At 42.2% G+C, this 26,658-nt stretch carries 21 protein-coding genes and 1 tRNA gene; 11 read left to right on the top strand and 11 right to left on the bottom strand.

Features of this window, described 5'->3' with window-relative positions:
• Both nusB and C5745_RS03775 read right to left on the bottom strand, forming a co-directional pair.
• Positions 1 to 948 carry a transcription antitermination factor NusB gene (nusB, locus tag C5745_RS03780; RefSeq protein ID WP_165793012.1) on the bottom strand — a complete coding sequence of 316 codons (948 nt, stop codon included), beginning with the start codon at positions 946 to 948 and terminating at the stop codon, positions 1 to 3.
• Positions 949 to 1,010: 62 nt separating this feature from the next.
• On the bottom strand, positions 1,011 to 2,126 hold the full coding sequence (locus C5745_RS03775) for a Leu/Phe/Val dehydrogenase (protein ID WP_317046831.1): 1,116 nt from the start codon (positions 2,124 to 2,126) through the stop codon (positions 1,011 to 1,013).
• A gap of 45 nt (positions 2,127 to 2,171) precedes the next feature.
• On the opposite strand from C5745_RS03775, the gene C5745_RS03770 reads away from it, so the two are divergent.
• Genes C5745_RS03770 through C5745_RS03760 form a run of 3 tightly spaced genes read left to right on the top strand, consistent with a single transcriptional unit; the run spans position 2,172 to position 7,386 of the window.
• Positions 2,172 to 3,947, top strand: a complete 1,776-nt coding sequence (locus tag C5745_RS03770; RefSeq protein ID WP_105715652.1) for an ABC transporter ATP-binding protein — start codon at positions 2,172 to 2,174, stop codon at positions 3,945 to 3,947.
• Positions 3,948 to 3,994: 47 nt separating this feature from the next.
• A complete protein-coding gene (locus C5745_RS03765; RefSeq protein WP_105715651.1) occupies positions 3,995 to 5,290 on the top strand; it encodes a BamA/TamA family outer membrane protein in 1,296 nt (431 codons plus the stop codon).
• Between the two features lie 11 nt (positions 5,291 to 5,301).
• Positions 5,302 to 7,386: a TonB-dependent receptor gene (locus C5745_RS03760; protein ID WP_105715650.1), complete on the top strand. Its 2,085-nt coding sequence runs from the start codon at positions 5,302 to 5,304 to the stop codon at positions 7,384 to 7,386.
• An 8-nt stretch (positions 7,387 to 7,394) separates the two neighbouring features.
• On the opposite strand, the gene C5745_RS03755 is transcribed toward C5745_RS03760, so the two are convergent.
• Positions 7,395 to 8,582: a class I SAM-dependent methyltransferase gene (locus C5745_RS03755; RefSeq protein WP_105715649.1), complete on the bottom strand. Its 1,188-nt coding sequence runs from the start codon at positions 8,580 to 8,582 to the stop codon at positions 7,395 to 7,397.
• Between the two features lie 42 nt (positions 8,583 to 8,624).
• On the opposite strand from C5745_RS03755, the gene C5745_RS03750 reads away from it, so the two are divergent.
• A complete protein-coding gene (locus C5745_RS03750) occupies positions 8,625 to 9,413 on the top strand; it encodes a Cof-type HAD-IIB family hydrolase (protein WP_105715648.1) in 789 nt (262 codons plus the stop codon).
• 37 nt (positions 9,414 to 9,450) lie between these two features.
• On the opposite strand, the gene trxB is transcribed toward C5745_RS03750, so the two are convergent.
• The 4 genes from trxB to pyrE all read right to left on the bottom strand — a co-directional run bounded on the left by trxB (position 9,451) and on the right by pyrE (position 12,675).
• Positions 9,451 to 10,419, bottom strand: a complete 969-nt coding sequence (gene trxB, locus C5745_RS03745; protein WP_105715647.1) for a thioredoxin-disulfide reductase — start codon at positions 10,417 to 10,419, stop codon at positions 9,451 to 9,453.
• 98 nt (positions 10,420 to 10,517) lie between these two features.
• Positions 10,518 to 11,456, bottom strand: a complete 939-nt coding sequence (locus C5745_RS03740; RefSeq protein WP_105715646.1) for a 3'-5' exonuclease — start codon at positions 11,454 to 11,456, stop codon at positions 10,518 to 10,520.
• A gap of 155 nt (positions 11,457 to 11,611) precedes the next feature.
• Positions 11,612 to 12,010, bottom strand: a complete 399-nt coding sequence (locus C5745_RS03735; RefSeq protein ID WP_105715645.1) for an SRPBCC family protein — start codon at positions 12,008 to 12,010, stop codon at positions 11,612 to 11,614.
• Between the two features lie 20 nt (positions 12,011 to 12,030).
• On the bottom strand, positions 12,031 to 12,675 hold the full coding sequence (pyrE, locus tag C5745_RS03730) for an orotate phosphoribosyltransferase (protein ID WP_105715644.1): 645 nt from the start codon (positions 12,673 to 12,675) through the stop codon (positions 12,031 to 12,033).
• Positions 12,676 to 12,697: 22 nt separating this feature from the next.
• Here pyrE and C5745_RS03725 point away from each other — a divergent pair, with 22 nt between their 5' ends.
• A complete protein-coding gene (locus C5745_RS03725; protein WP_243403242.1) occupies positions 12,698 to 13,282 on the top strand; it encodes an NUDIX hydrolase in 585 nt (194 codons plus the stop codon).
• 74 nt (positions 13,283 to 13,356) lie between these two features.
• On the opposite strand, the gene C5745_RS03720 is transcribed toward C5745_RS03725, so the two are convergent.
• Positions 13,357 to 13,827 (bottom strand): hypothetical protein, encoded by a 471-nt coding sequence (locus C5745_RS03720; RefSeq protein WP_105715642.1) that lies wholly within the window; start codon positions 13,825 to 13,827, stop codon positions 13,357 to 13,359.
• A 223-nt stretch (positions 13,828 to 14,050) separates the two neighbouring features.
• Between C5745_RS03720 and C5745_RS03715 the strand changes: the two genes are divergently transcribed.
• The 3 genes from C5745_RS03715 (at position 14,051) to C5745_RS03705 (ending at position 18,354) form a co-directional block, all read left to right on the top strand.
• Positions 14,051 to 14,132 (top strand) — tRNA-Leu (locus C5745_RS03715).
• A gap of 182 nt (positions 14,133 to 14,314) precedes the next feature.
• A complete protein-coding gene (locus tag C5745_RS03710) occupies positions 14,315 to 16,549 on the top strand; it encodes a bifunctional alpha,alpha-trehalose-phosphate synthase (UDP-forming)/trehalose-phosphatase (RefSeq protein ID WP_105716019.1) in 2,235 nt (744 codons plus the stop codon).
• On the top strand, positions 16,546 to 18,354 hold the full coding sequence (locus C5745_RS03705; RefSeq protein WP_105715641.1) for a glycoside hydrolase family 15 protein: 1,809 nt from the start codon (positions 16,546 to 16,548) through the stop codon (positions 18,352 to 18,354). The genes C5745_RS03710 and C5745_RS03705 overlap by 4 nt, the downstream gene beginning before the upstream one ends.
• Positions 18,355 to 18,392: 38 nt before the next feature.
• On the opposite strand, the gene C5745_RS03700 is transcribed toward C5745_RS03705, so the two are convergent.
• From C5745_RS03700 to alaS, 3 genes are all read right to left on the bottom strand, one after another.
• Entirely contained in the window at positions 18,393 to 19,082 is a 690-nt protein-coding gene (locus C5745_RS03700; protein ID WP_105715640.1) for a response regulator transcription factor, read from the bottom strand.
• 95 nt (positions 19,083 to 19,177) lie between these two features.
• Positions 19,178 to 20,272 carry a TlpA disulfide reductase family protein gene (locus C5745_RS03695; protein ID WP_105716018.1) on the bottom strand — a complete coding sequence of 365 codons (1,095 nt, stop codon included), beginning with the start codon at positions 20,270 to 20,272 and terminating at the stop codon, positions 19,178 to 19,180.
• A gap of 15 nt (positions 20,273 to 20,287) precedes the next feature.
• The gene (gene alaS / locus C5745_RS03690; RefSeq protein WP_105715639.1) at positions 20,288 to 22,900 is read right to left on the bottom strand and encodes an alanine--tRNA ligase; all 2,613 of its coding nucleotides are present in this window, start codon (positions 22,898 to 22,900) and stop codon (positions 20,288 to 20,290) included.
• Between the two features lie 241 nt (positions 22,901 to 23,141).
• On the opposite strand from alaS, the gene C5745_RS03685 reads away from it, so the two are divergent.
• From C5745_RS03685 to C5745_RS03675, 3 genes are all read left to right on the top strand, one after another.
• Positions 23,142 to 23,990 (top strand): universal stress protein, encoded by an 849-nt coding sequence (locus C5745_RS03685; protein WP_105715638.1) that lies wholly within the window; start codon positions 23,142 to 23,144, stop codon positions 23,988 to 23,990.
• Between the two features lie 11 nt (positions 23,991 to 24,001).
• A complete protein-coding gene (locus tag C5745_RS03680; RefSeq protein ID WP_105715637.1) occupies positions 24,002 to 24,862 on the top strand; it encodes a universal stress protein in 861 nt (286 codons plus the stop codon).
• Between the two features lie 159 nt (positions 24,863 to 25,021).
• Positions 25,022 to 26,368, top strand: coding sequence for an OmpA family protein (locus tag C5745_RS03675; protein ID WP_105715636.1), 1,347 nt, complete (start codon positions 25,022 to 25,024; stop codon positions 26,366 to 26,368).
• The last annotated feature ends 290 nt before the right edge of the window (positions 26,369 to 26,658 follow it).

The raw sequence follows: 26,658 nt of genomic DNA, 5'->3' as shown, positions 1-26,658 counted from the left end.
TTAACCTTTAAGTCCTCTACCCGTTTTTTGGATCCGTCCTTGCTGAGTCAGCTCGGCGAATATTTTATCTAAAATACCATTGATAAATGTATTACTCTTTGACGTACTAAATGCCTTTGAGAGCTCAATATATTCGTTGATCGTAACTTTCACCGGAATCGTCGGAAAGTTAATTAGTTCACAAATTGCCATACGCATCAATAACGTGTCGACTAATGCTATACGATCTGCTTCCCAGTTCTTTGTTTTAACAGATATAAGCTGCTGATATTCATCCCCATAACGAATAGTCTGCTTTAAGAGTTCCACGATAAACTCCCGATCCTCATCCCAGTTAGGTGTTAAATCAGCTAATTTGTTTTGCCCCGGATTTTCACTGCTGAAGTTTTTGAACGTTTTAGCTATCATAGCTTGCAACACTTCTTTGTCCACAGGCCAGTTGATAAATTTTGTTTCGAAAGCTTGTTCAATTTCAGGCGACTTCAAGATCACTTTTTTAAAGATAAACTTGATAATATCTTTCTCTGCCGCAATAGATCTATCCTCTTGCTGCAGGTAAGCCATATATTCAGGTGATCCTTTCAATTGCGCGAAGATAGAACGTACTATTTCGGGATCGAACGTCCAAGAGACCTTATATTTCTTTACGTTTTCCAGGTAACTTCTGTTTTGCCGAAGGGACTCTATAAAACTATTACTATTTAATTTCGTCGTATAGATCTTATCCGTTTCGGTTGGCAAAAATTTATTGGCCCTCCCCTCCGCATCGATTAGTACGTATTCCGCAACTTCGTCAAGCAGGTTCAGTGTCCAAATATACATTTGGTTAACTTCGTCAACACTTGTCAAGAGTATCTTTTCGAAATCTTTCACTTGTTTATCCTGAGATAAACTAAACGCATATAGCGTCTGCATAACTTTCACCCTAAGGTGCCTTCTATTAAGCATAATTTAATTTAAAGAACGATTGTATATAAATAAGAACGTATTATACTTTTCCACGCTTTACGCTATTTGATTTTCTTGATGTCAAATATACGCTTTTCCGCCAATTGTTTTGCAGCTTCGTGTGTGGTAATATCATCTTCAATGGATTTTTGGATGACATGACGGGTTGCATTGTAGATATTTTTAATCAACGCTTCTGTACGTTCATTGCCATATCCCTCTAGCTCAGAATAACAACTAATTAACGCACCAGCGTTAATTAAAAAATCGGGTGTATATAAAATATCCCGTTCTTTAAGCAACCTATTCGTTTCCCCCTCTTCTTTCAGCTGATTATTGGCAGACCCGGCGATAATCCGACAACGCATACGTGGCACTGTTTCGGGGTTCACGGTCCCTCCCAATGCGCACGGCGCATATACATCAGCATCAAGTTCGAAACTAGTCGAGTAGGTAATTGGCTCCGCTTTATATTTCGCTGCTATTTTCATCTTGCGTTCTTCGGTCATATCCGAAACGTAGACGCGTGCATTCTCCGCGCGTAACATAGCAACCAATTGCTCTCCAACGCCCCCGACACCCTGTACCGCAATCTTTCGACCCGCCAACCCGTCATCTCCATATAACTCCTTTACCGCTGCTTTGATACCATAAAAAACTCCCCTCGCCGCAAAAATCGTTGTGTCTCCTCCTCCATTTAAAGACGCCGGCAAACCAGCTACGTAGTCCGTCTCAGACAACATGTATTCTAAGTCTTTCTGTGTCGTACCGATATCCGTCGAAGCGATAAAATTTCCATTAAGTCCTTCTATGAACTTTCCGAATCGACGCATTAAAACTTCTGTTTTTTCTGTTCGATGATTACCAATAATAATTGCGCTGCCCCCTCCCAGATTAAGTCCAGCCAACGAAGCCTTATAGGTAATTGCCTCTGACAGGCGCAGCGCATCGTCAACGGCATCTGTTAAAGATTCATATGGCAACATGCGAACACCGCCAATCGCAGGGCCTAATGTCGTATCGTGAATGGCTACAATTGCTTGCAATTGTACCGCTTTATCTTGGCAGAAAAATAAGTTTTGATGACCAGAAATGGCCATCTTGTCAAAAACAGAAGAATCGTTTACCTCCATAACATTGCTTAAACGCCGTATATTAAATACTTTTTGCTTCTGCAAAAGTAGGGAATATTTTTTCAAATTTTAGCCTTACATTTGTTTCCAATGAAGGAGTTGGCTTATCTTAATAAATACTTTTACAAATACCGTTGGAAACTCATTCCCGGTGTATTATTTGTCATTATATCCAACTATTTTGGCATCCTACCAGCGGTCGTTATCCGAGAAGCGTTTGACCTTGTGAAGGAAAACATCGATCTCTATCGGTTATATGATGGTTTTGATAGGCAAGAATTAGTGTACCAGGTATTCGGCAGCAGCCTACTATTTTTTGGTATTGTAGTCCTGGCACTCTCCTTATTACGGGGCATCTTTCTATTCTTTATGCGCCAGACAATCATCCTTACGTCACGACATATCGAGTACGATCTCAAAAATGAGATTTACAATCATTATCAGGAACTGGATTTTTCTTTTTTTAGGAAGAACAATACTGGTGATATGATGAATCGTGCCACAGAGGACGTCAATCAGGTCAGAAACTACCTAGGGCCAGCCATCATGTACGCAATTAACACCGTGGTACTGTCTGTCATGATTATCTATGCCATGTATAATGTGAATCCAAAACTTGCCACCTATTCCTTGCTACCGATCCCCATTCTATCAGCACTTATCCTGTTTATAAATAGGATTATTAATCAACGAAGCGAAAGAATACAGCGGCAGCTATCTACCCTGTCTTCCTTCGTGCAGGAAACTTTTTCGGGGATTCGCGTCATCAAAACCTATTCCCGCGAAGGCCAGAAAATGGACATATTTAGGAACGAAAGTAACGTTTACAATAGGGTGTCACTTGATCTCGTACGTGTACAAGCCATTTTTTTTCCATTAATTATCTTCCTAATCGGTTTCAGCACCATTATCACCGTATATGTTGGCGGTATCGAGGTCACTAACGGAACGATTACTGCCGGAAACATAGCTGAGTTTATCATGTATGTCAATCAGCTCACGTTCCCTGCAATGTCGTTAGCATGGGTAACCTCCTTATTCCAACGGGCTGCAGCATCACAAAAAAGAATCAATGAGTTTTTAAAAACAAAACCCGAAATTAAAGACGGTGATACGACTCCTACACTTCAAGGAAATATACGTGTAGAAAATCTTTCGTTCACCTATCCAGAAACGGGTATCAAAGCAATAGACAATTTATCGTTTACCATAAAACGCGGACAAACACTAGCTATTATCGGAAAAACAGGTTCAGGAAAATCAACATTAGCGAACTTACTATTACGTATGTATGATGCTGACCAAGGCAACATTTATTATGACGGCACACCGTTACAACAAATAAAAATAAAGGCATTGCGCTCTCAGATCGGCTTTGTACCACAACAGGTATTCCTCTTTTCAGATACGATTGCGAATAACATTGCTTTTGGCCTAGATATATTAGAACAAGATAAGGTGGAGCAAGCGGCAAAAGATGCGGCGGTCTACGACAACGTTGTGAATTTCGACAATGGCTTTCAGACCTCGATTGGCGAGCGTGGTCTCACGTTATCCGGTGGCCAGAAGCAACGGGTGTCTATCGCGCGGGCGCTTGTTAAAGACCCACAGCTACTCATTTTCGATGATTGTCTTTCGGCGGTCGACACCAAAACTGAAGAAGAAATTCTCCATAATCTTAGTCGTATTATGCGGAATAAAACGACTATTTTCATCGCCCATCGCATTTCCACTATCAAAAACGCCAACCATATCCTGGTATTGGACGAAGGCCGTATTGTCGAGCAAGGCACACACGAGGAATTGATGGCCTTAGAAGGGGAATACTTTGAATTACATGAAAAACAACTTTTAGAAGCCGAATAAAACGTTATAAATCAAAAAAGTATAACGAATATTTTTATTTTTGTGAGATGCATAAACAGTGGGTCTTCCTATTCTACCTCCTTATTTACTGTTCTGGGCTATTTGGGCAACAGGTAGTATTGAAAGACACACTCAGCACACAAGATACAAAAGACACTACAACGCAGACTTTTGACCATCTATATGATATTGGGGACGGCATAAAGGATATTATTAGGTTCGTCCGCCATGATACGACAACCCGGGTTTCCAAAAAACGTTCCGGGATTTCCATTCTTCCGAATATCAATTATAACCCCAGCATTGGCTTTCAAATTGGAGCAAAAGTTTTCGGCGGCGTGTACGTAGGAGATCCAGAAAACACGACCATGTCAACATTTGCTACCGCGCTAAGCTATACCACAAGAGGAATCGTCTACGGTTACTTGATGCACGATATTTACACCCCCAGAAATAAATGGAATTTAAAGGGGGGAATTGTTATTGCTAAAAGCGTGGGACTAGATTACGGTATGGGCATGGGGAATGTGGTGCAAACCGATATTCCAGAAGAACAAACGCTTAATAACCCGGACCGTACGCGCTTTGTCAACCAATTTATGGTTTATGGTCTTAATGAACGGATTTACAAAAGATTGTCACCAAATATGTTTGTCGGTGCAGGAATATTTTTTGAATTAAAACGTAATGTATATACGCTAGGCAACCATGAAGTTACTCCTTTAGAGGTATATAGCGACTTGACAGGCTATAATGCGGAGAAATATAACAATAATGGATTGATGTTCAATTGGCAATACATGACGCGTGATAATCCTAACAATGCTTATAAGGGCATTTACGCTGATGTTGTTTTGCGAATGAGCCAAAAATGGATGGCAAGCGCCCAAAACGCCTACCAGCTGCAAACCGATTTCAGAAAGTACTGGCAATTATCACAAAATCGTCCCAATCACGTATTGGCATTTTGGCATTGGGGATCGTATAACGTCGGGGGCAGCCAAGCTTATCTTGACCTTCCCGGCACAGGAAAAGATCCATTTGCGCGTACCGGACGCGGATACACCAATGGCTATTTCAAAGGAAATTCCTTTTTCTACTCCGAAGTGGAGTACCGATTTCCTATTTTGCGGAATCAGTTCTTAAGCGGAGTTGTCTTCGCTAATGTCCAAACGGCCGACGATCGGCTGGGCACAAAGCTGTTCCAGCAGTGGCAGCCAGCGGGTGGCACAGGGCTACGTGTGCTATTCAATAAAGCTACCCGAACAAATCTATGTATTGATTATGCCATTGGTCGATTCGGTCAGCGTGGTTTATTTCTTGGGTTAAACGAAGCTTTTTAAATCAGACACACATGCTATCTAAATTTGGATTTTTTCTTTTTACCATCACATTATACATTCCTTTTGCTGTTTGGAGCCAAACAACCGACAGCGTATCGGCTCGGCAAGAAATTAATCCCGTCGATATAAATGCGTATTTCAGCAAGCAACCTATTCTGGAACTAACGTCAGCAGCACAAACGATAAGCTCAGGGCTTATAGAAGCTCAACAAACTACGACTTTACTTCCTGCCCTCAACACCGTAGCAGGTGTGCGGATGGAAGAACGTTCGCCAGGAAGCTATCGTCTGGCGATGCGGGGGAGTCTTATCCGATCTGCTTTTGGGATCCGAAATGCAAAAATTTATGTGGATGATTTTCCCCTGACCGACGCGGGAGGGAATACCTATCTGAACCTTCTCGACCCAGCGGCTATAGATGCTATACATATCATTAAAGGTCCGGATGGTTCTTTGTATGGTGCTAATTCCGGTGGTGTTATTAACATTGCCCCAAACGGCTTCGACGTGCGCAAAAATCGTAGTTCTGTCTTATTAAGTGGTGGATCATTTGGCTTGTTTCAAGAACAGCTTTCTATACAGCGGAACGTGACGGATAATTACAGCTTCTCATTCGATCAGTCGTTTACACGATCAGACGGATACCGTGATAATACGGCACTGAATAAGAAAACGTTCCAAACGGCGCATCGTTGGAAATACATGCCTAGAAACGAAATTCGTTTTTTTGCTCTGTATAGCGATTTAGGTTATCGTACGCCCGGCGGACTGACACAAGCACAGATGAATGAAAATCCACGTATGTCTCGTCCGGCAGCTGGTCGTAATCCAGGAGCTAAAGAGCAACAGGCAGGTATTTACAACAAAACATTTTATGGTGGTATTGCACACCATGCTCAGGTATCGGACAAGCTTTCTCACGTGATTAGCATTTTCGGTTCTAATACCGATTTCGAAAATCCGTTTATTACCAATTACGAATATCGGAAAGAGAACAACCTCGGACTCCGTACCTACCTTTCATATAGAAACATAGATAAATCGCAGTTTCAATGGCAGATGCAACTTGGTTTTGAAGGACAAAAGGGATGGAATAAGATTGACAACTACAATAACGAAGGGGGAATTTCCACATCTCCGCAGGCAAAAGATAACTTAGATAATGTACAAAGTAGCTTCTTCTACAGGGTCATGGCAAAACTACATCAACGATGGACGATCGAAGGCTCACTCGGATTAAACCAGTCGAAAATAACCTATCGTCAACACTATCCGGAGATAACAAATCCAAGCGGTGCTATCGATTTCGGGAGTATATGGATGCCAAGGATAGCGACTTCCTATCTCGTAATGGATAGATTGGCGTTTCGGGGCTCTATTTCCAAAGGATATTCTCCACCAACCATCGGGGAGGTGCGGTCTTCGGACAATATCATCAATACTGAACTAGATCCAGAAAAAGGCACTAGTTATGAAATCGGCGCGCGTTTGGAAACAAAAAGTAGACGATTTATCGCTGATCTTAGTTTTTATAACTATTATATGCAAAATGGTATTGTTCGCCAATTGCGGGAAAATGGTGCGGAATATTTTATCAACGCGGGCGAAATGAAACAGAAAGGTATCGAAGCCGCGGTTTGGGCATATATACTGGCGCCCCAAACGGAAAGATTTATTCAGGCCCTAAATCTACATTCTAGTGTTTCCTATAGTCATTACCGTTTCGGGAAATACAGCGTAGACGACAATGATTTTTCCCGCAATAAGGTCACGGCAGTACCAGACTGGGTTTGGACAAATACGCTAGTTGTGGCTTTCCCGAAACAATTTGGATTGAATATTTCCCATAATTTCACTTCTGCCATGCCGTTAAATGATGCGAATAGTGTTTTTTCCGAAAAGTTTCATTTGATACAAGCCAAAGGAACGTGGAATTCGCGATTAAAAAACAAGCGACAATTGCAATTTTTCGCTGGCGTGGACAATCTCTTGAACGAAAGCTATAGTTTAGGCAACGATATTAATGCTTTTGGCGATCGATTTTTCAACCCCGCTCCTACCCGGAATTATTATGCTGGGGTAAAGGTTACCTTGTAGACCTAGCTTCAACATGACAGTCCCATCAACCGTTCTAGGTAGTGATAATCTATACCAAAATAGGCTTTGGTAGATTTTATTTTTCCCAAAATCTCTTGTCGCTTTTGTTCGGTCGTGGTCTTTTTTTCGCCTACCACCAACACATTTTTTGGTGTGTGGGCATCCGATACGAATTGAAAGACCCTAGTTTGATAACCGAAATATTCCATAATCAACGCCCGTATGCCGTCGGTGACCATTTCCGCCTGGCGTTCCATAAAAATACCATGTTTAAGCAGAAAATCAAACTCGTTCTTTGTTTTGTTCTTTTCCATTTCCCGACGGATTTGTTTATGGCAGCAGGGTGCGACCACAATAAGATCTGCGTCATGTTTAATCCCTTTGGCAATGGCATCGTCGGTCGCTGTGTCACAAGCATGCAAAGCGATCAAGATATCGAGGTCACTTTGGGGTTGATAATCCTCTATCGCCCCCCGCATGAAAAGCAAGTCCTTGAAATTCGATTTCACGGCAATTCGGTTACACAGGTCTACTAAATCTTTACGGTATTCCACCCCCACTAGGGAGGTCCGCTTTTGAAGCGTATGTACTAAATAATCATATAAAGCAAAAGTCAGATAACCTTTTCCCGCGCCCATGTCGACAACATTTAACGTATCTTTCTGCGGTAGTCGTTGTAATATGGCACTTAATATTTCTATATAGTGGTTAATTTGCTTCCACTTATCTTGTGCATTTTTATACACATTCCCCTTTGCATCCGCCAATTTTAACTCGCGTAAATAAATTTTGTCCGTGCTATCCAACTTCCGTACTTTCTGTTTATCGTGGGTGAGAATAACCGGTTTCTTAGCAGTTGGGTTCTCCCTTCTGAGAGACCATATTCCCTTTTTAGTAAATTGACATAATAGGTTTTCCGTTTCTGTGAACAAAGTTGCCACCCGAAATCCTTCTACTTTCAAAAGCCCTTGTATTTCCACGATACCTGTGTCGATCTCAAAGTTTTGCGTAATGTCTTGTGTCTTATAACGAAAAACAAAGGATAACTTCTTTTCCCGCTTTATAATAACCGGTTTGATATATACATTTTTCAAGTACAATTCTGTGCCATTATAATCTCCTAAAGAAATCTTAATAAATTCCTCCTGTTGAATCGACTCTCGAATTTTATCAAAAAAAGCGGCATAATTATCCATAGCGCAAAGATAGGGAATATAAAGAAATCGTACCTTTGTATTATGCAATATCCTAAAATCAAAGCTGTCTTTTTCGATATAGACGGTACCCTTTTAAGTTTCAAGACACACCAAGTCCCCACCTCTACCCGAAAGGCAATTGAACAATTGCAAAAACTTGGAATTAAGGTCATTTTATCAACCGGTCGGTCTATTAATAGCATTGACCATGTTAAGTTTCTGGATTTCGACGGATTCATTACTTTTAATGGGGGGTATTGCGTCACGAAACAAGGAGACCTCCTGTTTAAAAGAGCCATAGAGGCAAATGATATCGAATCCATGCTAGCATATAGCCGTGATCATGCCTTGAGTTTTTCGTTGATGTCTGAAAAAGAAATCTCCATTCACGATGTCACACAGGAAGTTGCAGGGATGTACGCACATCTAAACTTGCCTGTCCCCCCACCCGTAGATCTACAGAACATAGACGTCTCGAGCATTTTGCAAACCAATATTTTTTTGGGACCGGAAGACGAGGAGCTATTTATGAAAAACGTCATGCCTAACTCGGTTGCGTCTAGATGGACTCCTCTTTTCGCCGATGTGAATGCGAAAGGTCAGAGTAAACAAGTGGGGATCGATGTTTTCTGTAAACATTTCGGCCTGGATGTTTCGCAGACTATGGCGTTTGGGGATGGCGGGAATGATATCACCATGCTAAAACACGTCGCTATCGGTGTGGCAATGGGGAACGCAAACCCAGAGGTAAAAGAAATCGCAGATTACATTACAACGGACGTCGACGATAACGGTATTTGGAATGCTTTACAGTTTTTTAAGGTGATATAGAAAGTAGTGGTGTAAGTATCACACCACTACCTGTTCGTTATTCTTCTACAAAACTTTCTTTAGCAGCCAAATAACGTTCGGCCTCTAACGCCGCCATACAGCCTGTACCTGCTGCTGTAACAGCTTGACGGTATATATGATCCTGTACATCGCCACAAGCGAATACGCCCGGTATATTAGTCGCGGTACTATTGGACTTTGTAATCAGATAACCGGTTTCGTCCATATCTAATATATCTGCAAATAATTCTGTATTAGGTTTGTGCCCAATTGCTACGAAGAAACCCGTGATATCCAAATGACGCTCTGCCTGTGTCTGATTATTAATAACACGCACGCCGGTCACACCTGTTTCATTGCCCACTATTTCCTGAGTCTCGGTATTGTACAATACCTCGATATTCGGCGTATTCATTACACGATGTATCATCGCTTTCGATGCCCGAAATTCATCTCGGCGCACCAGCATATAAACTTTCCTACACAACTTAGCTAAGTATGTTGCCTCCTCCGCCGCAGTGTCTCCTGCGCCTACAATCGCCACATCTTGACCCTTGAAGAAAAAGCCGTCACAAACCGCACAGGCAGATACACCAAATCCATTATATTTTTCCTCTGATGGCAACCCTAACCATTTTGCGGTAGCACCGGTCGCGATAATAACCGTGTCTGCAGAAACCCAAGTCGAACCGTCAATTTCAACTTTGTGTACACCGCCATTTTCCGAGAACTCCACCTTCGTCGCATAGCCAAAACGCACTTCTGTTCCGAAGCGTTCCGCTTGACTCTTTAAATCTTCCATTAAAACAGGACCGGTGATACCTTGGGGATACCCTGGGAAATTATCCACTTCCGTCGTTTGTGTCAATTGCCCCCCAGGGACAATGCCCGTGTATACTACGGGATTCAGATCAGCTCTAGCCGCATAAATAGCTGCCGTGTAACCCGCAGGTCCTGATCCGACAATCAGGCACTGTAAGTGTTCCATTTCTTCCGTATTTGTCATTTTTTTAATTCGTTGTTCGTAACTCGCGCTTCGTGATTGATTGACTTGCCTATTATGAGCAACTTACCACGCGCCATTTTTAACTTATCGCTTAAAACTTATTTTCCAAACTTCCCCTGGAGCTGCTTAAGCATATCATTCGTAATGGGTTTAGCAGGTGCTTGATCCTTACGCGGACGTTCCTTGTTAGCTTCTACCCGGCTTGGTTGATTCTTTTGTTGCTGCTCTTTTCTTTTGTCACGATGTTCACTCCATAGTTTTTCGAGCACCTTCTTTGTATATCTTGGAAAATCACCCTGCTGCATCCATGCATAGTAGCTAGGCTCAGCGTCAAACACATCAACAACTTTTCTACCTTTGTGTTTACCAAAATTGATACACGGGTCGCCTTCCTCGTCATATACTAAGCGTCCTGCAAAATCTACCGGTTTGCTCAGATTTGTAAAGCGGTGCAATGCCTCCACGTCATTCACTACAGGAGTGGTTACCGTTCCGTGTTTATCTTCAAAAGCCACTCCTTCATATTTTGATAGTTGGGCCTTCAATACCTCATATGTGGCTCGCACGTCGGCTTCTGCTGTATGTGCATTTTCTAATGATGCATCACAATAAAACCTGTAGGCCGCTTTCAATGTACGTTGTTCCATTTGATGGAAAATATTCTGCACGTCGACGAACGCTCTTCCCTCTAACGAAAAATCTACCCCAGCACGCAAAAACTCCTCCATCAACATAGGTACGTCGAATTTATTCGAGTTGTATCCCGCTAAATCAGCATCTCCCAAAAAATTCCTGATTTCTTCTGCTCGTTCTTTAAACGGAGGAAAATCTTTCACATCATCATCGTAAATTCCGTGAAACATAGAAGATTCAGCAGGTATTGGCATTTCGGGGTTAACCTTAATCGTCAATACCTCTTCTTTGCCTCCTGGCGATATTTTTAATATGGATAGCTCAACAATACGATCTACGGCAATATTAACCCCCGTAGTTTCCAAATCAAAAAAGGCCAAGGGGCGTTTTAATTGTAATTCCATCTAATAGCGATTGATTATAAACTCTCGTACAGCAAATGTACAAAACTCTTTGGTCTTGTTAAACACATCGCCGATTAATGACATAATTATCACCGTAAATAAAAAATCCCCGGCGTTTCGTCGGGGATTCGATTTTCGTATGCAAATGAATAATGCTATCCAAGTATATTTTTCAATGTATTTACCTGATGGTCGGCCAGCTTTTGAAGCGGGCTGGAAGCCATCATCTTCATCATCATATTAAGCTCAGCCTCGATCACAAACGTTGCATTTGTAGTTTCTACACCTTTATCGTCCAATTTCCACCTTAAAGTAAGTGCAAACGGTGCTTCCTCAATTGGGATGCAAATAATTTCCTTATTTGCTACTCGTTGGCTGATTTTCAATGCTAACTTAGCCATATTCTTGATCGTAAAACGAGCTTCGTCTTCCGTTGACGACCAATCGTAGATATTGTCGGGCATCAACTGCTCATGGTTGTTCATGTCAGCTAAAAATGCATAGACTGCTTCTATAGGCCTATGAATATCAACACTGTTTTGAATAATAGTCATATGCTTCGTTTTTTAATACGTTATTGTCCGGTCCACGTCGAAGGATCTCTCCGCCATTGTTCTAGCAGCGCTACGTCTGATTCCAAAATATAGCCGTTGTTAACAGCTACATTAATAAGCGCGTCATAGTTGCACAAGCTAAAGAACGGACATTTAGCATCCGCAAAGTTTTTAACCGCCTGATCAAATCCGTAGGTAAAGATAGAAACTAACCCTACGACGTTACATCCCGCCTCGCGTAATGCTTCGACAGCCAACAAGCTGCTTTTACCGGTAGATATCAAATCTTCTACGATAACCACACGTTGTCCGCTAACAACTTCTCCTTCAATAAGATTTTGACGACCATGGTCTTTCGCACTACTGCGGACATACGTAAAGGGTAAACCAAGGTCCTGAGCGACCAATACGCCTTGAGGTATTCCCGCGGTTGCCACACCTGATATCATTTCGACGGTTCCAAACTCCTCTTGAATCAACTGGGACAGTTGTTGGCGAATATAAGTTCGGATTGCCGGATGCGATAATGCAATACGATTATCACAATAAATTGGAGACTTCCAACCTGACGCCCAAACAAAAGGGTTTTTAGGTTGTAATTTTATTGCTTTAATTTGCAATAAGGATTCAGCAATTTTTTGTTCAACCTCATTTAACTTATTCATGGCGCAAATTTATAAAATTTATATGAACGAATGTCAGCTTATTTTAGCCGATTTTCTTCCAAAGAAATTACCGAATGTTCAAACAATTGGTTTACAAGACATTGATCTCGAAAAACTTTTTCAAGCGTCCAAACATAAAACAACAAAAGGTATTACCTATCTGTATATACACCGTGATATTGAGAAAGTTTTCAAATCCGTCTTACAAGGTCTCGAAATTATCAAAGCAGCGGGAGGACTGGTCAAAAATGGTGATGGCGAGTACCTATTTATACACCGACTGGGAAAATGGGATTTACCCAAAGGTAAAGTAGAGAACAATGAAAAGATGAAAGAAGCTGCTATCCGCGAAGTAGAAGAAGAGTGCGGCATTCGTATAAATTACTTAGGCCCAAAGCTTCAAACGACCTACCACATCTACACCATGCGCGGAAACCTTGTATTGAAACAGACAAATTGGTATGAGATGGCGGTAAACAAATCACCAAAGTTGAGCCCGCAAAGTGAAGAAGATATTACGGATGCCCGCTGGATCGACAGAGACAATTTTGATGTCGTGTTGAAAAATACGTATCCGTTAATTGTGCAGATTATTAAGCAGGTATGACAGAACGGAACAAGGGGCTGTTGCTGCCCCTTGTTCCTTAACACAAACTAAACTACATACGAACATCTACGATGTTAGCCTTCCGTATTTTCGGCGCCCGTCATTTTCTTTTCTATCATTCCTCTTTTCTTGAATTCCCTTTTCGTTCCTTTAAAGTTTCCTTGATGACGTTGCGCATAACTTCTCTCTAACAGCTCTTTCTGCTCAGCTGTCAAAATTTCATTCATTTTCGCTCGGGAATCTTTCATATCCCCACGTTTTCTATCATGCAAGTTTTTCATTTCTTCGCGGTGAACTGCCGCTTGTTTTGCCTGCGCCAATTGTACAGCATATACTTCTGCTCGTTGCGCGTCAGTAAATTTTAAATGTTTATCCAAACGCACTGTTTTCAATTTGGCGACCTCTTCCGGTGTACCGTGTATCCTTTTCTCCATCCGCGGCTTCCGGTCTTTAGTAATCGGACGTCTCGTACCTTTTTCTTCCTGCGCAAATGTTGCTAAACTAATCCCTGCAAATAACACTGCTAATGATAGCGTCTTTTTCATATGCTCCGTATTTTTGGTGAACAATTATTTATTCTTCTTTAAAGAATAGATGCTAGATCCACACAAACGTTTAATTGATACGCGTTAAATAATGTTAACTGTGATTGTTCTGTCAGAAAAAATAAGCAGGTCAAAATCAGTTCGTTTATAAAAACGTAACAATATTTTTTTGAAAAAACTAAAACATCTCCTATATTTGCAACGTCAAACAAGGAAACAGCAAGCCCAGCTGGCGGAATTGGTAGACGCGTTGGTCTCAAACACCAATATCTTCGGATGTGCCGGTTCGACTCCGGCGCTGGGTACAGAAAAGCCCTTCTATCAATGATAGAGGGGCTTTCTCGTGTTAACCAATTTAGAAAATTGACCTTTTATCTTGTAAGGATGAATAAATTTTTCCAAAACAATTCCTCTTTTTAAAGGTTACTCTTATGACTTCTTATTAATTTTTAGAGGTTTTCCCAGTATTATCATGAAAAACATCCACATGAATAAAAAAAGAACAATAATTGTATCAAATCGATTGCCAATACGCATAGAAAAAAATGACGGAGAACTAAAATTTATTCAGAGTGAAGGAGGCTTAGCAACCGGGTTAGGCTCTATCTACAAACGAGACAATAATATTTGGATCGGCTGGCCGGGATATATCCCCGAATGCGAAGAAGAAAAGGAAATCATCCGCAAACGACTCGCGGAGCTCAACCTTATACCTGTCTTTCTCACTCCCGAACAGATCGAAGGGTATTATGAAGGGTTCTCCAATGAAGTGTTATGGCCTATCTTCCATTATCGCCTGTCTTACGCCATCTATAAACAAGAAAACTGGCAGTACTACAAAGAAGTAAACCAAGCGTTTTGCGACGCTGTGTGGGCAGAGCAGCCTAATGACAAAGATGAAATATGGATTCATGATTACCAATTGATGTTGCTCCCCAGGTTAATCCGTCAGGGCGACGCAAACATATCCATCGGCTATTTTCAGCATATCCCTTTTCCACCTGACGAAATTTTTCGATGCATTCCGTGGCGGGATGAATTATTGGAAGGCGTGTTAGGGGCCGACCTTATCGCATTCCATACTTACAACGATACACAGCATTTCTTAAATGCTGGCACCCATATTTTAGGGCTTACTATCAAAAACAACTGCTTACAGATAGGCGACCGAAGTGTGTATATTGAAGTTTATCCCATGGGCATAGACTACGACAAATTTAGCGCGTTGGCAGAAAACCAAGAGGTGCAGACGCGCGTGAAGTGTATAAAAGAGCACTATCACAACCGGAAAATCGTTCTTTCCATCGACCGGTTAGACTATAGTAAAGGCATACTCGAACGCCTCTATGCGTTCGAAAACTTTTTGATTAATTGGCCACAATATAACAATCAAGTCGTTCTCTATATGCTGGTTGTACCATCTCGCGACACCGTCCCGCAATACAAGCGACTTCGCGACGAAATCGATCGGCTCGTCGGGCACATCAATGCCGTATACGGTACTAACGAGTGGACACCTATTGCCTACTACTACAACACTTATCCGGTGGAGGAGTTATCCGCATTGTATGCCGCCGCGGACGTTTGTTTGGTCACTTCTCTGCGTGACGGAATGAATCTCGTCTGCAAAGAATATGTAGCCAGTAAGGAGAATAAGCAGGGAGTACTTATCCTGAGCGAACTAGCGGGCGCATCCAAAGAGTTACTAGACGCTATTCAAGTTAACCCTAACGCAATTGACGAAATCAGCAAAGCAATTGTGCAGGCCTTAGAAATGCCGAAAGAGGAGCAGCGAAAACGTATGGACGCTAATATCGCCATCGTCAAGAAATTTAATATCAACCACTGGGTCAGGTTGTTTTTTAATCGCTTGCGGGAAATCAAACACATCCAGAAGAACGAGATGTCGCGCAAGGTACGCGAAGGGGTTAGGGAAATGATTTTTAATCAGTACCAAAATAGCCAGAAGCGGTTGTTCTTTTTGGACTACGACGGCACTTTAATTGGATTCCACAAAGACGCGGATGATGCCGCCCCGACCACTTCGCTTTATCGTATTTTAGAGAAGTTACAGTCGGATGATGAGAATCAAATTGTCATTATTAGTGGCCGTCCTCGCGAAACGTTAACACGGTGGTTTGGCAATAAAGACTACTATCTCGTGGCGGAGCATGGCGCATGGACGAACTATCCTTCACACACGTGGACTCATCGCCCACAGCTTTCCAAACGCTGGAAAATCCCCGTAAGACACATTATGACAAAATTTGCAAATATCACAGCGGGTGCTTCCGTCGAGGAAAAAAGCTATTCACTGGCCTGGCATTACCGGAAGGCACAACAGGGGCTAGGACAGCTTCGCTCACAGGAACTGGTTGATTCCCTTCGCTATTTAATTCCGCAACACGGGCTGCAGCTGCTTCAAGGTGACAAGGTCATCGAAGTGAAAAACGGTGAAGTCAACAAAGGTTTGGCAGCTCTCGAAATTGTGAACCATTATCAACCCGACTTCATTTTTGCAATGGGCGATGATGTAACCGATGAAGATATGTTTATCGAGCTTCCTTCTTCGGCCCTTACGGTTAAGGTAGGAAATAAAAAGTCGGAAGCACATTTTTACGTAGAAAGCCAAGAAGACGCGGTAAACCTCGTTCACTACTTCGTTGAAAAAATTGAGTCCACACAGCATTCCAAATCAGGTCCACAAACAATAAAAATATGAACCAAAAGACAAGGCATAAATATAACTCGGGTATTATAGGCAACTGTGCTTATATTGCGCATATTGAACACGACACCAACATAAACTGGTTGTGCTGGCCTTCCTTTCAAGATTCTTTCGTGTTTGGTAGTCTATTGGATAAAAAGCTTGGAGGAACATTCCGCATTTCGCCTACCGAAGAACCGACAAATAGTAAACAATTCTACTTAGAGAATACAAACATTTTATGCACCGAAATAGAAACGAAGGACGGGGCGTATCGGGTCACGGATTTTGCTCCTCGTTTTGAACAATATGAACGTTACTATAAGCCGTTAACATTGATTAGAAAAGTTGAGCCGATGAGAGGTAATCCGAAAATCCGTGTAATATGCGCCCCCACCTACGAATATGGAGGTAAGTCATTCCATCGGTATAGAGGCAGTAACCATGTTCAATTTGAAATGGAACACATAAAGATACGTCTCGCGACAAATATGCCGGTCAGCCACTTTTTTGACGACAACACACATGTCTTGAGTCAACCGGTTTACTTGATATTAACCTACGGAAGTCCGTTTGAGGCCCCTATTGCCCGTACGGCAGAAGACTTTCTCTTACGCACAAAAGAATACTGGCATAAGTGGGTAAAACACGCCTCTATACCTGCATTTTATCAAAAAGAAGTAATTCGATCAGCTCTCACACTCAAAATGCACCAATACGAAGATACAGGAGCAATCATCGCTGCAAGTACGACCAGTTTGCCGGAATACCCAGGATCTGGACGCAATTGGGACTATAGATTTTGCTGGTTGCGTGATAGCTATTATGTACTAACCGCACTCAGTCATTTGGGGCAGTTCGAGGAAATGGAGAAATACGCTTCCTATATCGCCAATATCAGTCAGAATGATACAGGCAGGCTGCAGCCGCTATATGGCATTATGGGGCAGTCAGAGTTAGAAGAGTATACCATTCCATATTTGGATGGATATCTTGGAAATAAACCTATCCGGGTCGGCAATCAAGCTTCGGAACACATCCAAAACGACGTATATGGACAAGCGCTTATTGCGTTGCTCCCGTTGTTTTCTGACCATCGTTTTCGCCACCAAAACTTACACACAGCAAAATCTTGGACGCATCTTATTCTTCAGAAAATGGCACAGACCATCGACGAGAAAGATGCAGGAATATGGGAATTCAGGAATTTCCAAAATCGTCATTGTTACTCCAACTTATTCCAGTGGGCTGGCGCTACGGCGGCGCTTAAAATTGCCAAACAATATGGTTTTAAAGACATCGAGCAGCAAGCGAATACGATTCGCGAACAGGCAGAAAAGCATATCGAGAGCTGCTATGATACAGAGAAGGAAGTGTACACCAATGCATCCGAAAGTCAAAGCCTAGACGCATCTACGCTGCAGCTTATTATGATGAACTATTTAGATCCCTCATCAGAAAAGGCGAAAAAACATCTTCAGCAATTGGAGAAAGAGCTAAAAGGTAAACATGGTTTGTTTTACCGCTATTTGCACAAGGACGACTTCGGGAAACCAAAATCGACATTTCTCGTGTGTGCATTTTGGTATGTAGAAGCTTTAGCCTGCGTCGGTCGGTTAGACGAAGCACAGGAAGTGTTTAAACAGCTCTTATCCTTTGCCAACCATCTCATGCTTTTCAGCGAGGACGTTCACGAAGATGACGGTTCCCAATGGGGCAATTTCCCACAAGCGTATAGCCATGTAGGACTAATAAACGCCGCTTACCGTATAGCGGTCAAATTGGATAAGCCTACTTTTTTCGATAGTTTATACGAGTAATTATGAAATTCGATCCGTTAGTTGACGGATCGAATTTTTTAGGATACTTCGAACTTATACCCTACTCCCTTAACGGTTGATACATAATGATCTCCGATTTTTTCCCTAAGCTTACGGATATGCACGTCAATGGTTCGATTTGTGACCACAACAGAATCCTCCCAAATAGCCTTTAGTATCTGCTCCCTCGTAAAAACCTTATTTGGCTTCGAAGCCAAAAGATAGAGCAACTCAAATTCCTTCTTTGCCAAAACAATCTTTTCTCCCTCGCGATATACTAAAAAGGAATCTCTATCGATTACCAAATCCATGATTTCAAGTTTATCTGCGTGATCAATTCCCGATTCCGTATTATTACGTCGCAGTATAGCATTGATGCGGCTCATTAAAGCACGTGGTTTAATAGGCTTCGCAATGTAGTCGTCGGCACCCACATTAAAACCAGCGATTTCAGAATACTCTTCGCTCCTGGCAGTAAGAAAAACCATGAAAGTATGTTTAAACTCTGGCATAGAGCGCATTAAGCGACAAGCTTCGATTCCATCCATTTCTGGCATCATAACGTCCAAGATAATTAAGTCAGGGTTAGCCTGTTTTGCTACTTCTATTCCCTCTTTACCATTGTACGCTTGATAAACTTGATAGCCCTCTTTTGCAAGACTATAGGATATTAAATCGACGATATCTCGTTCATCATCTACCACTAGTATTTTTTGATTGGCGTTCATTATTGTTTTTTTGCTAAATTATGTACTAAATGGTAAGACAACGTTAAAAATATGTTATCAAATTGTTAACCACTTAACAGTTGTTAAATGTTATTTTAATTTAAAGTTTGCTGTAAAAATGTTTCAAGTTCCTTCCCTCGCAAATTTTTAGCTAATATTTTCCCTGCTGGATCTATTAAATAAGAAGTAGGAATAGCTTTGATTCGATAGTTTATAACCAGATCAGAGCTCCATGCCTGTAAATCTGAAACCTGCGTCCATTCTAACTGATCTGCTTCGATGGCGCGCATCCAACTGCCTGGATTATTGTCGAGCGATACGCCCAGTACGGTGAATCCTTTGTCTTTGAAAGCGTGATATTGTTTCACAATATTTGGATTTTCTTGTCTACATGGAGCACACCAAGAAGCCCAAAAATCCACCAACACATATTTGCCCCTGAAATCAGAAAGCTTCACTGTCCTGTTATTCGGCGTAAATGATTTAATTTCGGGCGCAGGCTGTCCTACAGCCAATCGTTTTAGTTTCTTTGCTTCTTCTTTAAATTGAGAGACGTATCGATTATCCGTAAATTCATCCTCAATTTCATCAGCATACCTGATGATCTCCGACTCCGCAATATCTGGATCTAAGGTACTGATAGCATAAAACCCTGCTAGATTTTTATGTTGCTCTGCAAATGTTATTACCTGTTGTGTATACAATGATAATTTGGATTTAAACTCCATTAAATACGCAAAGCGCAAACTTTCGATCTCTTCCGCTGATTTATTTAAGGTAGCCTTAACAAAAGCACCTTGTAAGGAGTCTTGCACGAATTCTTTCCGACGTTGGTAAGGAGCAAATGCCTTTAATGCAGAGGTCAATTCAGAGCCTTCTATTTGATAGTCCTCTGGATTGTGCATATCGGCTACAAACTCCAATGGTTCTCCGGGGGTTAAAATAACGGGGTACTTATTGTTTCCTACTTGAATAGAAAGCAAGCGTGGCTGCGTCGCCTGTCTTTCAAATTTAAATTTATTCCCGTTTGCAAGATAAACAGAGTCCAACTTTCTATCACCTTCGTAAAAAGCAATAACCTTCACATTTCCAGGGTTGTCAATATGGCCAGACACATAAATTACATCCGTCTTCGAACACGCACAACACAATGCAACCAATATAACAAGTAAACCAATAGCTTTCTTCATTTCTATCATTTTGTGTTATTTCACAAAATCCTTGGCCCTCGCGATTGCTTTCGGAAGGCCTTCAACTAATTTTCCTCCGGCCGTAGCAAAAAACGGCTGTCCTCCGCCGCCGCCTTGAATATCTTTTGCTAAGTCCTTAACAATCGCACCTGCGTTCCACCCTCGCTCCTTCGCTAACCCATCGGAAATCGAAACGGTCAGGCTTGGCTTTCCGTCAATATTTGCACCCAAAACTACAAACACGTTATCCATAGCGCCTTTCAAAGCAAATGCTAGTGTTTTCACTGCGTCCGGACTAGGAAGATCGACTATCATCGATAAAAAATTGATGTCATTGATTTTTTCCATCTTGTCTTCCAGTTCCTGCTTCATCCGCAATGATTTTTCACGAATGTGCTTTTCGACCGCCTTCTTTAGCTCGTTATTCTCATTCAGCACCTTTTCGAGTGTCGACAGAAAATCCTTAGGACTGTTCATCAGTTCTCGCATACTATCGATTAACTCAAACTGTTCACGGATTACCGCCGCGGCCTTCGACCCAGTAACTGCCTCAATCCGTCGTACGCCTGCAGCAACGGCGGATTCCGAAACTATCTTAAAAAATCCAATCTGACCGGTGGCACGGACATGTGTACCTCCACAGAGCTCTTTTGAAAAACAGTTATCGAAAGTAACCACTCGCACATGATCCCCATATTTTTCTCCGAACAGGGCTGTCACTCCTGATTCGATAGCCTGCTGGTAAGGCATATCGCGTTCTTCCTTCAACGGTATATTCTCGCGAATCTTTCCATTGACGATGTCTTCGACTAGCTTTAGTTCTTCTGTGGTAATTTTCGCAAAATGCGAAACGTCAAAACGTAAGATATCAGGAGATACCAACGAACCTTTTTGGTTCACGTGGTCGCCTAGCACCTGCTTCAACGCAGCATGCAATAAATGAGTAGCGGAATGATTATTCTCCGTATCGATACGTTTGTCACGATCTACTGTTGCAGTGAAGTTTCCTACCAGCACCGACGGCAGTTCCTTCACAAAATGTACGATAAGACCGTTCTCCTTTTTGGTATCCGTAACATAAATTTTTTCCTGCGCTTCAGAGACCAGCAGTCCCGTATCGCCGACCTGTCCTCCTCCTTCCGCATAAAATGGCGTCACCGAAAGGATAAGCTGATACTGTTGCTTTCCCTTTGTAGTTACCTTTCGGTATTTTAATATTTGCGTGGTCGCTTCCAGATCATCGTATCCCACAAAATCTGTTTCATCCCCTTCCGATACCGTAACCCAGTCGCCGGTATCGATGGCCGTTGCGGCACGCGAGCGTTCTTTTTGCTGTTGTAGGGCACGTTGAAAGCCGTCCATATCCACATGCAGACCTTTCTCCCGTGCCAATAACCCAGTGAGGTCAACAGGAAAACCATAGGTATCAAACAGTTCGAAGGCAAAATCACCGTCAATGGTCTTATGCTCTGCGGTGTAATTCTCAAATCGCTGTATCCCGGTGGTCAGTGTACGTAAAAAAGAAACTTCCTCTTCCAGCACGACCTTCTGTACAAAGCCCTGTTGTTGTATAAGTTCGTCGAACACGCCTTCAAACTGCTTTGCCAAAAGTGGCACCAGTTCATTAATAAATGGTGTTTTGAAACCGAGGAAAGTATAGGCATAGCGCACTGCCCTTCGCAATATACGTCGGATAACATAACCTGCCTTATTGTTGGAAGGCAACTGTCCGTCCGCGATAGCGAAACTTACGGCACGTATATGGTCGGACAGTACACGCATGGCGATGTCCATCTTTTCGTCGGCGCCATACTTTGTCCCTGCCTTCTCTGCGATAAACTGTATAATAGGTTGAAAAACGTCGGTATCATAATTCGATGTCTTCCCCTGGATAGAGCGGACCAAACGCTCAAAACCCATGCCTGTATCTACATGCTTGGCAGGCAGCGGTTCTAATTTCCCGCTCTTCAGACGGTTGAACTGTATAAATACCAGGTTCCATATCTCGATAACCTGCGGATCGTCGGCATTGACCAGATCCTGTCCCCTTACCGCTTCACGCTCTTCATCCCGACGCATATCGTAATGGATTTCTGAACACGGACCACACGGCCCCGTCTCTCCCATTTCCCAAAAATTATCTTTCTTGTTCCCCAATAAGATCCGGTCTTCTGCTACGTGGTTTTTCCACAGATCGTAAGCCTCTAGGTCCCGCTCCAGTCCTTCTTTCTGATCACCCTCAAAAATCGTCACATACAAGCGGTCCTTGTCCAACTTGTACACTTCCGTCAACAATTCCCAAGACCACGCGATGGCCTCTTTCTTAAAATAATCACCAAAAGACCAGTTGCCGAGCATTTCAAACAGCGTGTGATGATAGGTATCGATACCGACCTCTTCCAGATCGTTGTGTTTCCCCGATACGCGTAAACAGCGCTGCGTGTCCGTAACACGAGAATATTTTACCGGTACCTCTCCCAAGAAAATCTCTTTAAACTGATTCATCCCTGCGTTGGTAAACATTAACGTGGGATCATCTTTAACAACTACGGGAGCTGATGGCACGACGTGATGGGACCTGTCCCTAAAAAAACTTAAAAAAGCTTCGCGTATTTCTTTACTGGTCATGGAATCCTAATATATACTTATTTTGAGGTACAAAAATAGCTAAAAATGCTTGCTCTCACAATGCATAGTATTCCACTCGTCCAATCACGAACTTTTAAATTCTGAAAACCACATATTATTTGTACTTTTATACAGTAACATCAACTTCTAATGAAGAAACCTGCATGACCTACCACTCCGAAAAAAGATGTGGATCGTTGGTCCATGCAAGCTTCATTACCAATGAAAATAAATTATTCTAATGAAAATTTTAGTACCAACGGACTTTTCAGAAAATGCATTCTTGGCTGCTCGGTATGCTGCAGATATGGCAAAAAGGCATCATTATAGCTTGCACGTTATTCATTTCTATACGGCAGTCTCATCGGGTTTCGAGGAGAACGAGTTAGAAGAAGACCAAGAGGAATCTGATTTATTAAAGGCCGACCTTACTATTAAGGATTGGGTAGGCAGGCTTCAAGCTCAATATCCTGACGTAGCTATATCCTATCACAATGATCGGGGGCTTTTGGAGGAGGCACTCCTCAAGGAGGCAAAAAGGGGAGACTACGTCGCTATCGCCATGGGTACTACAGGAGCATCGGCAAACAAAAATATATTCTGGGGAAGCAACACGGCGTTGATTGTAGCAAAATCACCTATTCCAGTCATTGTCATACCTAATATCCATATCACGACAGCGATAAAAAAGGTGGGACTGCTAACCAATTTCAAGCAAGAGGAGCTGACGACGCTTCAAGAGTTCGTCCATATTTTCAAACAGGAGATCGACGTGGCACTCATACATGTTTACAAGGAAGGTGAAAGCGTAACCTCCGTAAACAACCGATTAGATTCTTGGGGATTTAATGTGGACGAGTTTTCCGCGGTGAGACATACGACCAAAATAATAGCTCCGACGTTAAAAGAAGATAAGGATCAAGATACTATACCGGAGGTTATCAGTAAATTGATTGATGTGCAAGACATTGACATTATTTTGGTTTCAAAGACTAGAAAAACCTTTTTTGAAAGATTGTTCACCTCGTCGGTATCCAAAGCCATGACATTGCGACTGCAAAAGCCTGCTTTTTTTGGGAAAACAATATAAACAATTATATCATGAACAAAATATTAATACCCGTTGATTTTTCCGAGCACTCATTAACCGCTATTCAGTATGCTTGTGGGGTCATTTCGCAAAATGAACGAAAACAAGAAGTGGACCTTATCCATGTTTTCACGCACCATTCCAATTCGTATGTAAACCGACAAGCCTACCCTATTGAAGATCCACAGGTAAAAATTTCGGAAAACGAGATGAAAAGGCTCTTAGCAAATCTCGATAGTGAATATCCCGACATTAAATTCAACAGTGTATTTAAAGAGGGTAATCTGTTTGAAGAGATCAGTAAAGTGACTGCCACATTCAATTACGATGCCGTTGTTATGGGAACAAAAGGTTCTTCCGGATTGGAAGCAGTATTTCTAGGCAGTAATACATATGATGTCATTTTAAATACGAAAACCCCCGTACTTGGGGTCCCGCAAAACACTGGAAAACTCAAGAAAGACAGAGTTGGTTTACTCTGTAACTTTAAGGAGGGGGAAATCGAGGTACTCCTGCACGCTATCAAGCTTATTGGCGCCGACTTCGAGCTTGTATTGATTTATGTGAACAAAGATGACCGACGTATCAGCGATATTGATACACAATTCAAAAGCTGGATTGAAGAGATAATCAACCGAACTGAAATACAGAACATTTCCTATACCATAAAGCCACAAGTGCTATACAATCGAGCCGCGGAAAATGTATCACACGCTATTTCTAATGTATTAATAGACGAGCAGATAGATTTCCTACTTATTACCCGTAGCCGTAAAAGTATTTTCCGAAAGCTGGTCGAAGAAAACATTGTGCGGAAGATGGCTTACAATATGACCATACCAACTTTATTTGCTCCGGTACGCGCTTATTAAAACGCCTCGTATGACATCTTTCTCTTCTCTTGTAGCCGCTATGCTACAAGCGTTTTTTTTCTGGATGCTTTTCGCACAACATTCATGTTTCCGGCCTACTTTTGGCAAACAATTGCATCGCAGCGCATGTTGATATACAAATATTATTAATAGTCTTATATGAAGAACTTCAACTTAAAAAATGTAGCCATCGTTGGTATGGCCAGTTTCTTGGGCACTATTTCTGTTGCCCAGGCTCAAAAACAAGGTAGTATTGAGGGCACTACTCCCCTCGGCTCCGAAACTCAATACAGAACGTGGTCAGTGGGGTTAAATGCAGGTGTATTGAACCAGTCTAATATCTTCGGTTTCAACCAAGACGGTTTCGACAAATTAGAACACAACCTTGGGTATAGCGCTTATATTAAAAAGCAAATTTCCCCCTCTTTCGGCCTAAAAGCCCAATATATGGGTGGAAAAGTCGCTGGAAAAAATGAAGATGTCACCGGAACAGGTATCGCCGCATTTGAAGCAAAAACACCTTGGTCGGCTGCATTATCTGGAGAGTGGACAATGGCCAATACCAACTGGCGCTTCTTCAATAGCTTTATCAAACCCTATTTCGCAGTAGGTATCGGTGCCCTGAACTTTGAAACAACAGTGACAGACGCAGATGGCGCTGCCACAACACATGATGCGACGACCAAACTGTATGTACCCGCGGATTTCGGACTCAAGTTTGCTGTTGCCAGAGGCATTAACATTGATCTAGGCTATCAGTTGAACTGGGCAAATCAGCATTTCGATGGAAAAGCAGGTGGTACATTTAAAAATGACCTGTTCTCTTACGCACATGCCGGGCTTGAAATCGCATTAGGTAATAGTTTTAAACCTGCACTTAACAACTCTAATCCCGTTGCCACATTGGTCAACGACTACACCGTGAAATACGACGACCTGAAGGCACAAAACGATGCATTAAAACAAGCAAACGAAGCCTTGTCTGCACAGCTTGCTGGTTTAAACAACGACCTACAAGACGATGACGGCGATGGTGTTGCAAATAAATTCGACAAATGTCCAAATACACCGGCTGGTGTTAAGGTAGATGGTTCTGGTTGCCCCCTTCCGGAAATGAAAAATGAAACGAAAGTAATTGAAAAGATTGTTGTGACGGAAGAAGACAGAAAAGTAGTCGATGAAGCCATTAAAAACCTAGAATTTGATTTAGGAAAATCGACTATTCGTTCAAGCTCCTACCCTTCATTGAATAGGGTAGCTACCCTACTCATCGAGAAAAACTTTAGTTTGAAACTTGCTGGACACACGGACAACACCGGTTCTATGCAAACCAATATGCGCTTGTCGAAAGAGCGTGCCGAAGCCGTAAAATCATACTTGGTTTCTAAAGGAGCTAATGCTTCCCGTATTGAAGCTACGGGGTATGGCCCAACACAACCAATTGCGACAAACGCTACTGCCGATGGCCGACAGCAAAACCGTCGCGTAGAATTTACATTGTACTAGTTTCTTCTTCTTTTTCCCCGTGAAAAAGAAGCAAAACCGGAACGAAGTGGAGCTCACCGAAGGTAAACCTCGCCGCTTCGAATGTTTTACATTAAGGATAGTACTAAGAATAAGTTCGTACAGTTGTAAAACATTCGGATGCGGCATCTAGATGTTAAGGAAGGAGGCCGTCTCAAAAATAACTGAGGCGGCTTTTTCATTTTTGGAGGTTTCCCAATATTTTTATCGAAGGTTTTCTGTTTTTCTGATTCTGTAATGGTTTTGGGAAGACCGGAAGGCATGTTCTGTTT

It is taken from the genome of Sphingobacterium haloxyli (genome assembly GCF_002980525.1).
In the GTDB taxonomy this organism is placed as follows: Bacteria; Bacteroidota; Bacteroidia; order Sphingobacteriales; family Sphingobacteriaceae; genus Sphingobacterium; species Sphingobacterium haloxyli.
This window is presented reverse-complemented; position numbering and strand designations above follow the sequence as displayed.

Bases quoted from the DNA above. Each gene is read 5' to 3' on its own strand.
- C5745_RS03695 (WP_105716018.1), bottom strand. From the start codon at position 20,272: ATGAAGAAAGCTATTGGTTTACTTGTTATATTGGTTGCATTGTGTTGT.
- C5745_RS03675 (WP_105715636.1), top strand. From the start codon at position 25,022: ATGAAGAACTTCAACTTAAAAAATGTAGCCATCGTTGGTATGGCCAGT.
- C5745_RS03680 (WP_105715637.1), top strand. From the start codon at position 24,002: ATGAACAAAATATTAATACCCGTTGATTTTTCCGAGCACTCATTAACC.
- C5745_RS03710 (WP_105716019.1), top strand. From the start codon at position 14,315: ATGAATAAAAAAAGAACAATAATTGTATCAAATCGATTGCCAATACGC.
- pyrE (WP_105715644.1), bottom strand. From the start codon at position 12,675: ATGAATAAGTTAAATGAGGTTGAACAAAAAATTGCTGAATCCTTATTG.
- C5745_RS03700 (WP_105715640.1), bottom strand. From the start codon at position 19,082: ATGAACGCCAATCAAAAAATACTAGTGGTAGATGATGAACGAGATATC.
- C5745_RS03755 (WP_105715649.1), bottom strand. From the start codon at position 8,582: ATGGATAATTATGCCGCTTTTTTTGATAAAATTCGAGAGTCGATTCAA.
- C5745_RS03770 (WP_105715652.1), top strand. From the start codon at position 2,172: ATGAAGGAGTTGGCTTATCTTAATAAATACTTTTACAAATACCGTTGG.
- C5745_RS03750 (WP_105715648.1), top strand. From the start codon at position 8,625: ATGCAATATCCTAAAATCAAAGCTGTCTTTTTCGATATAGACGGTACC.
- C5745_RS03720 (WP_105715642.1), bottom strand. From the start codon at position 13,827: ATGAAAAAGACGCTATCATTAGCAGTGTTATTTGCAGGGATTAGTTTA.
- nusB (WP_165793012.1), bottom strand. From the start codon at position 948: ATGCTTAATAGAAGGCACCTTAGGGTGAAAGTTATGCAGACGCTATAT.
- C5745_RS03685 (WP_105715638.1), top strand. From the start codon at position 23,142: ATGAAAATTTTAGTACCAACGGACTTTTCAGAAAATGCATTCTTGGCT.
- C5745_RS03740 (WP_105715646.1), bottom strand. From the start codon at position 11,456: ATGGAATTACAATTAAAACGCCCCTTGGCCTTTTTTGATTTGGAAACT.
- C5745_RS03725 (WP_243403242.1), top strand. From the start codon at position 12,698: ATGAACGAATGTCAGCTTATTTTAGCCGATTTTCTTCCAAAGAAATTA.
- C5745_RS03705 (WP_105715641.1), top strand. From the start codon at position 16,546: ATGAACCAAAAGACAAGGCATAAATATAACTCGGGTATTATAGGCAAC.
- C5745_RS03765 (WP_105715651.1), top strand. From the start codon at position 3,995: ATGCATAAACAGTGGGTCTTCCTATTCTACCTCCTTATTTACTGTTCT.
- alaS (WP_105715639.1), bottom strand. From the start codon at position 22,900: ATGACCAGTAAAGAAATACGCGAAGCTTTTTTAAGTTTTTTTAGGGAC.
- trxB (WP_105715647.1), bottom strand. From the start codon at position 10,419: ATGACAAATACGGAAGAAATGGAACACTTACAGTGCCTGATTGTCGGA.
- C5745_RS03760 (WP_105715650.1), top strand. From the start codon at position 5,302: ATGCTATCTAAATTTGGATTTTTTCTTTTTACCATCACATTATACATT.
- C5745_RS03735 (WP_105715645.1), bottom strand. From the start codon at position 12,010: ATGACTATTATTCAAAACAGTGTTGATATTCATAGGCCTATAGAAGCA.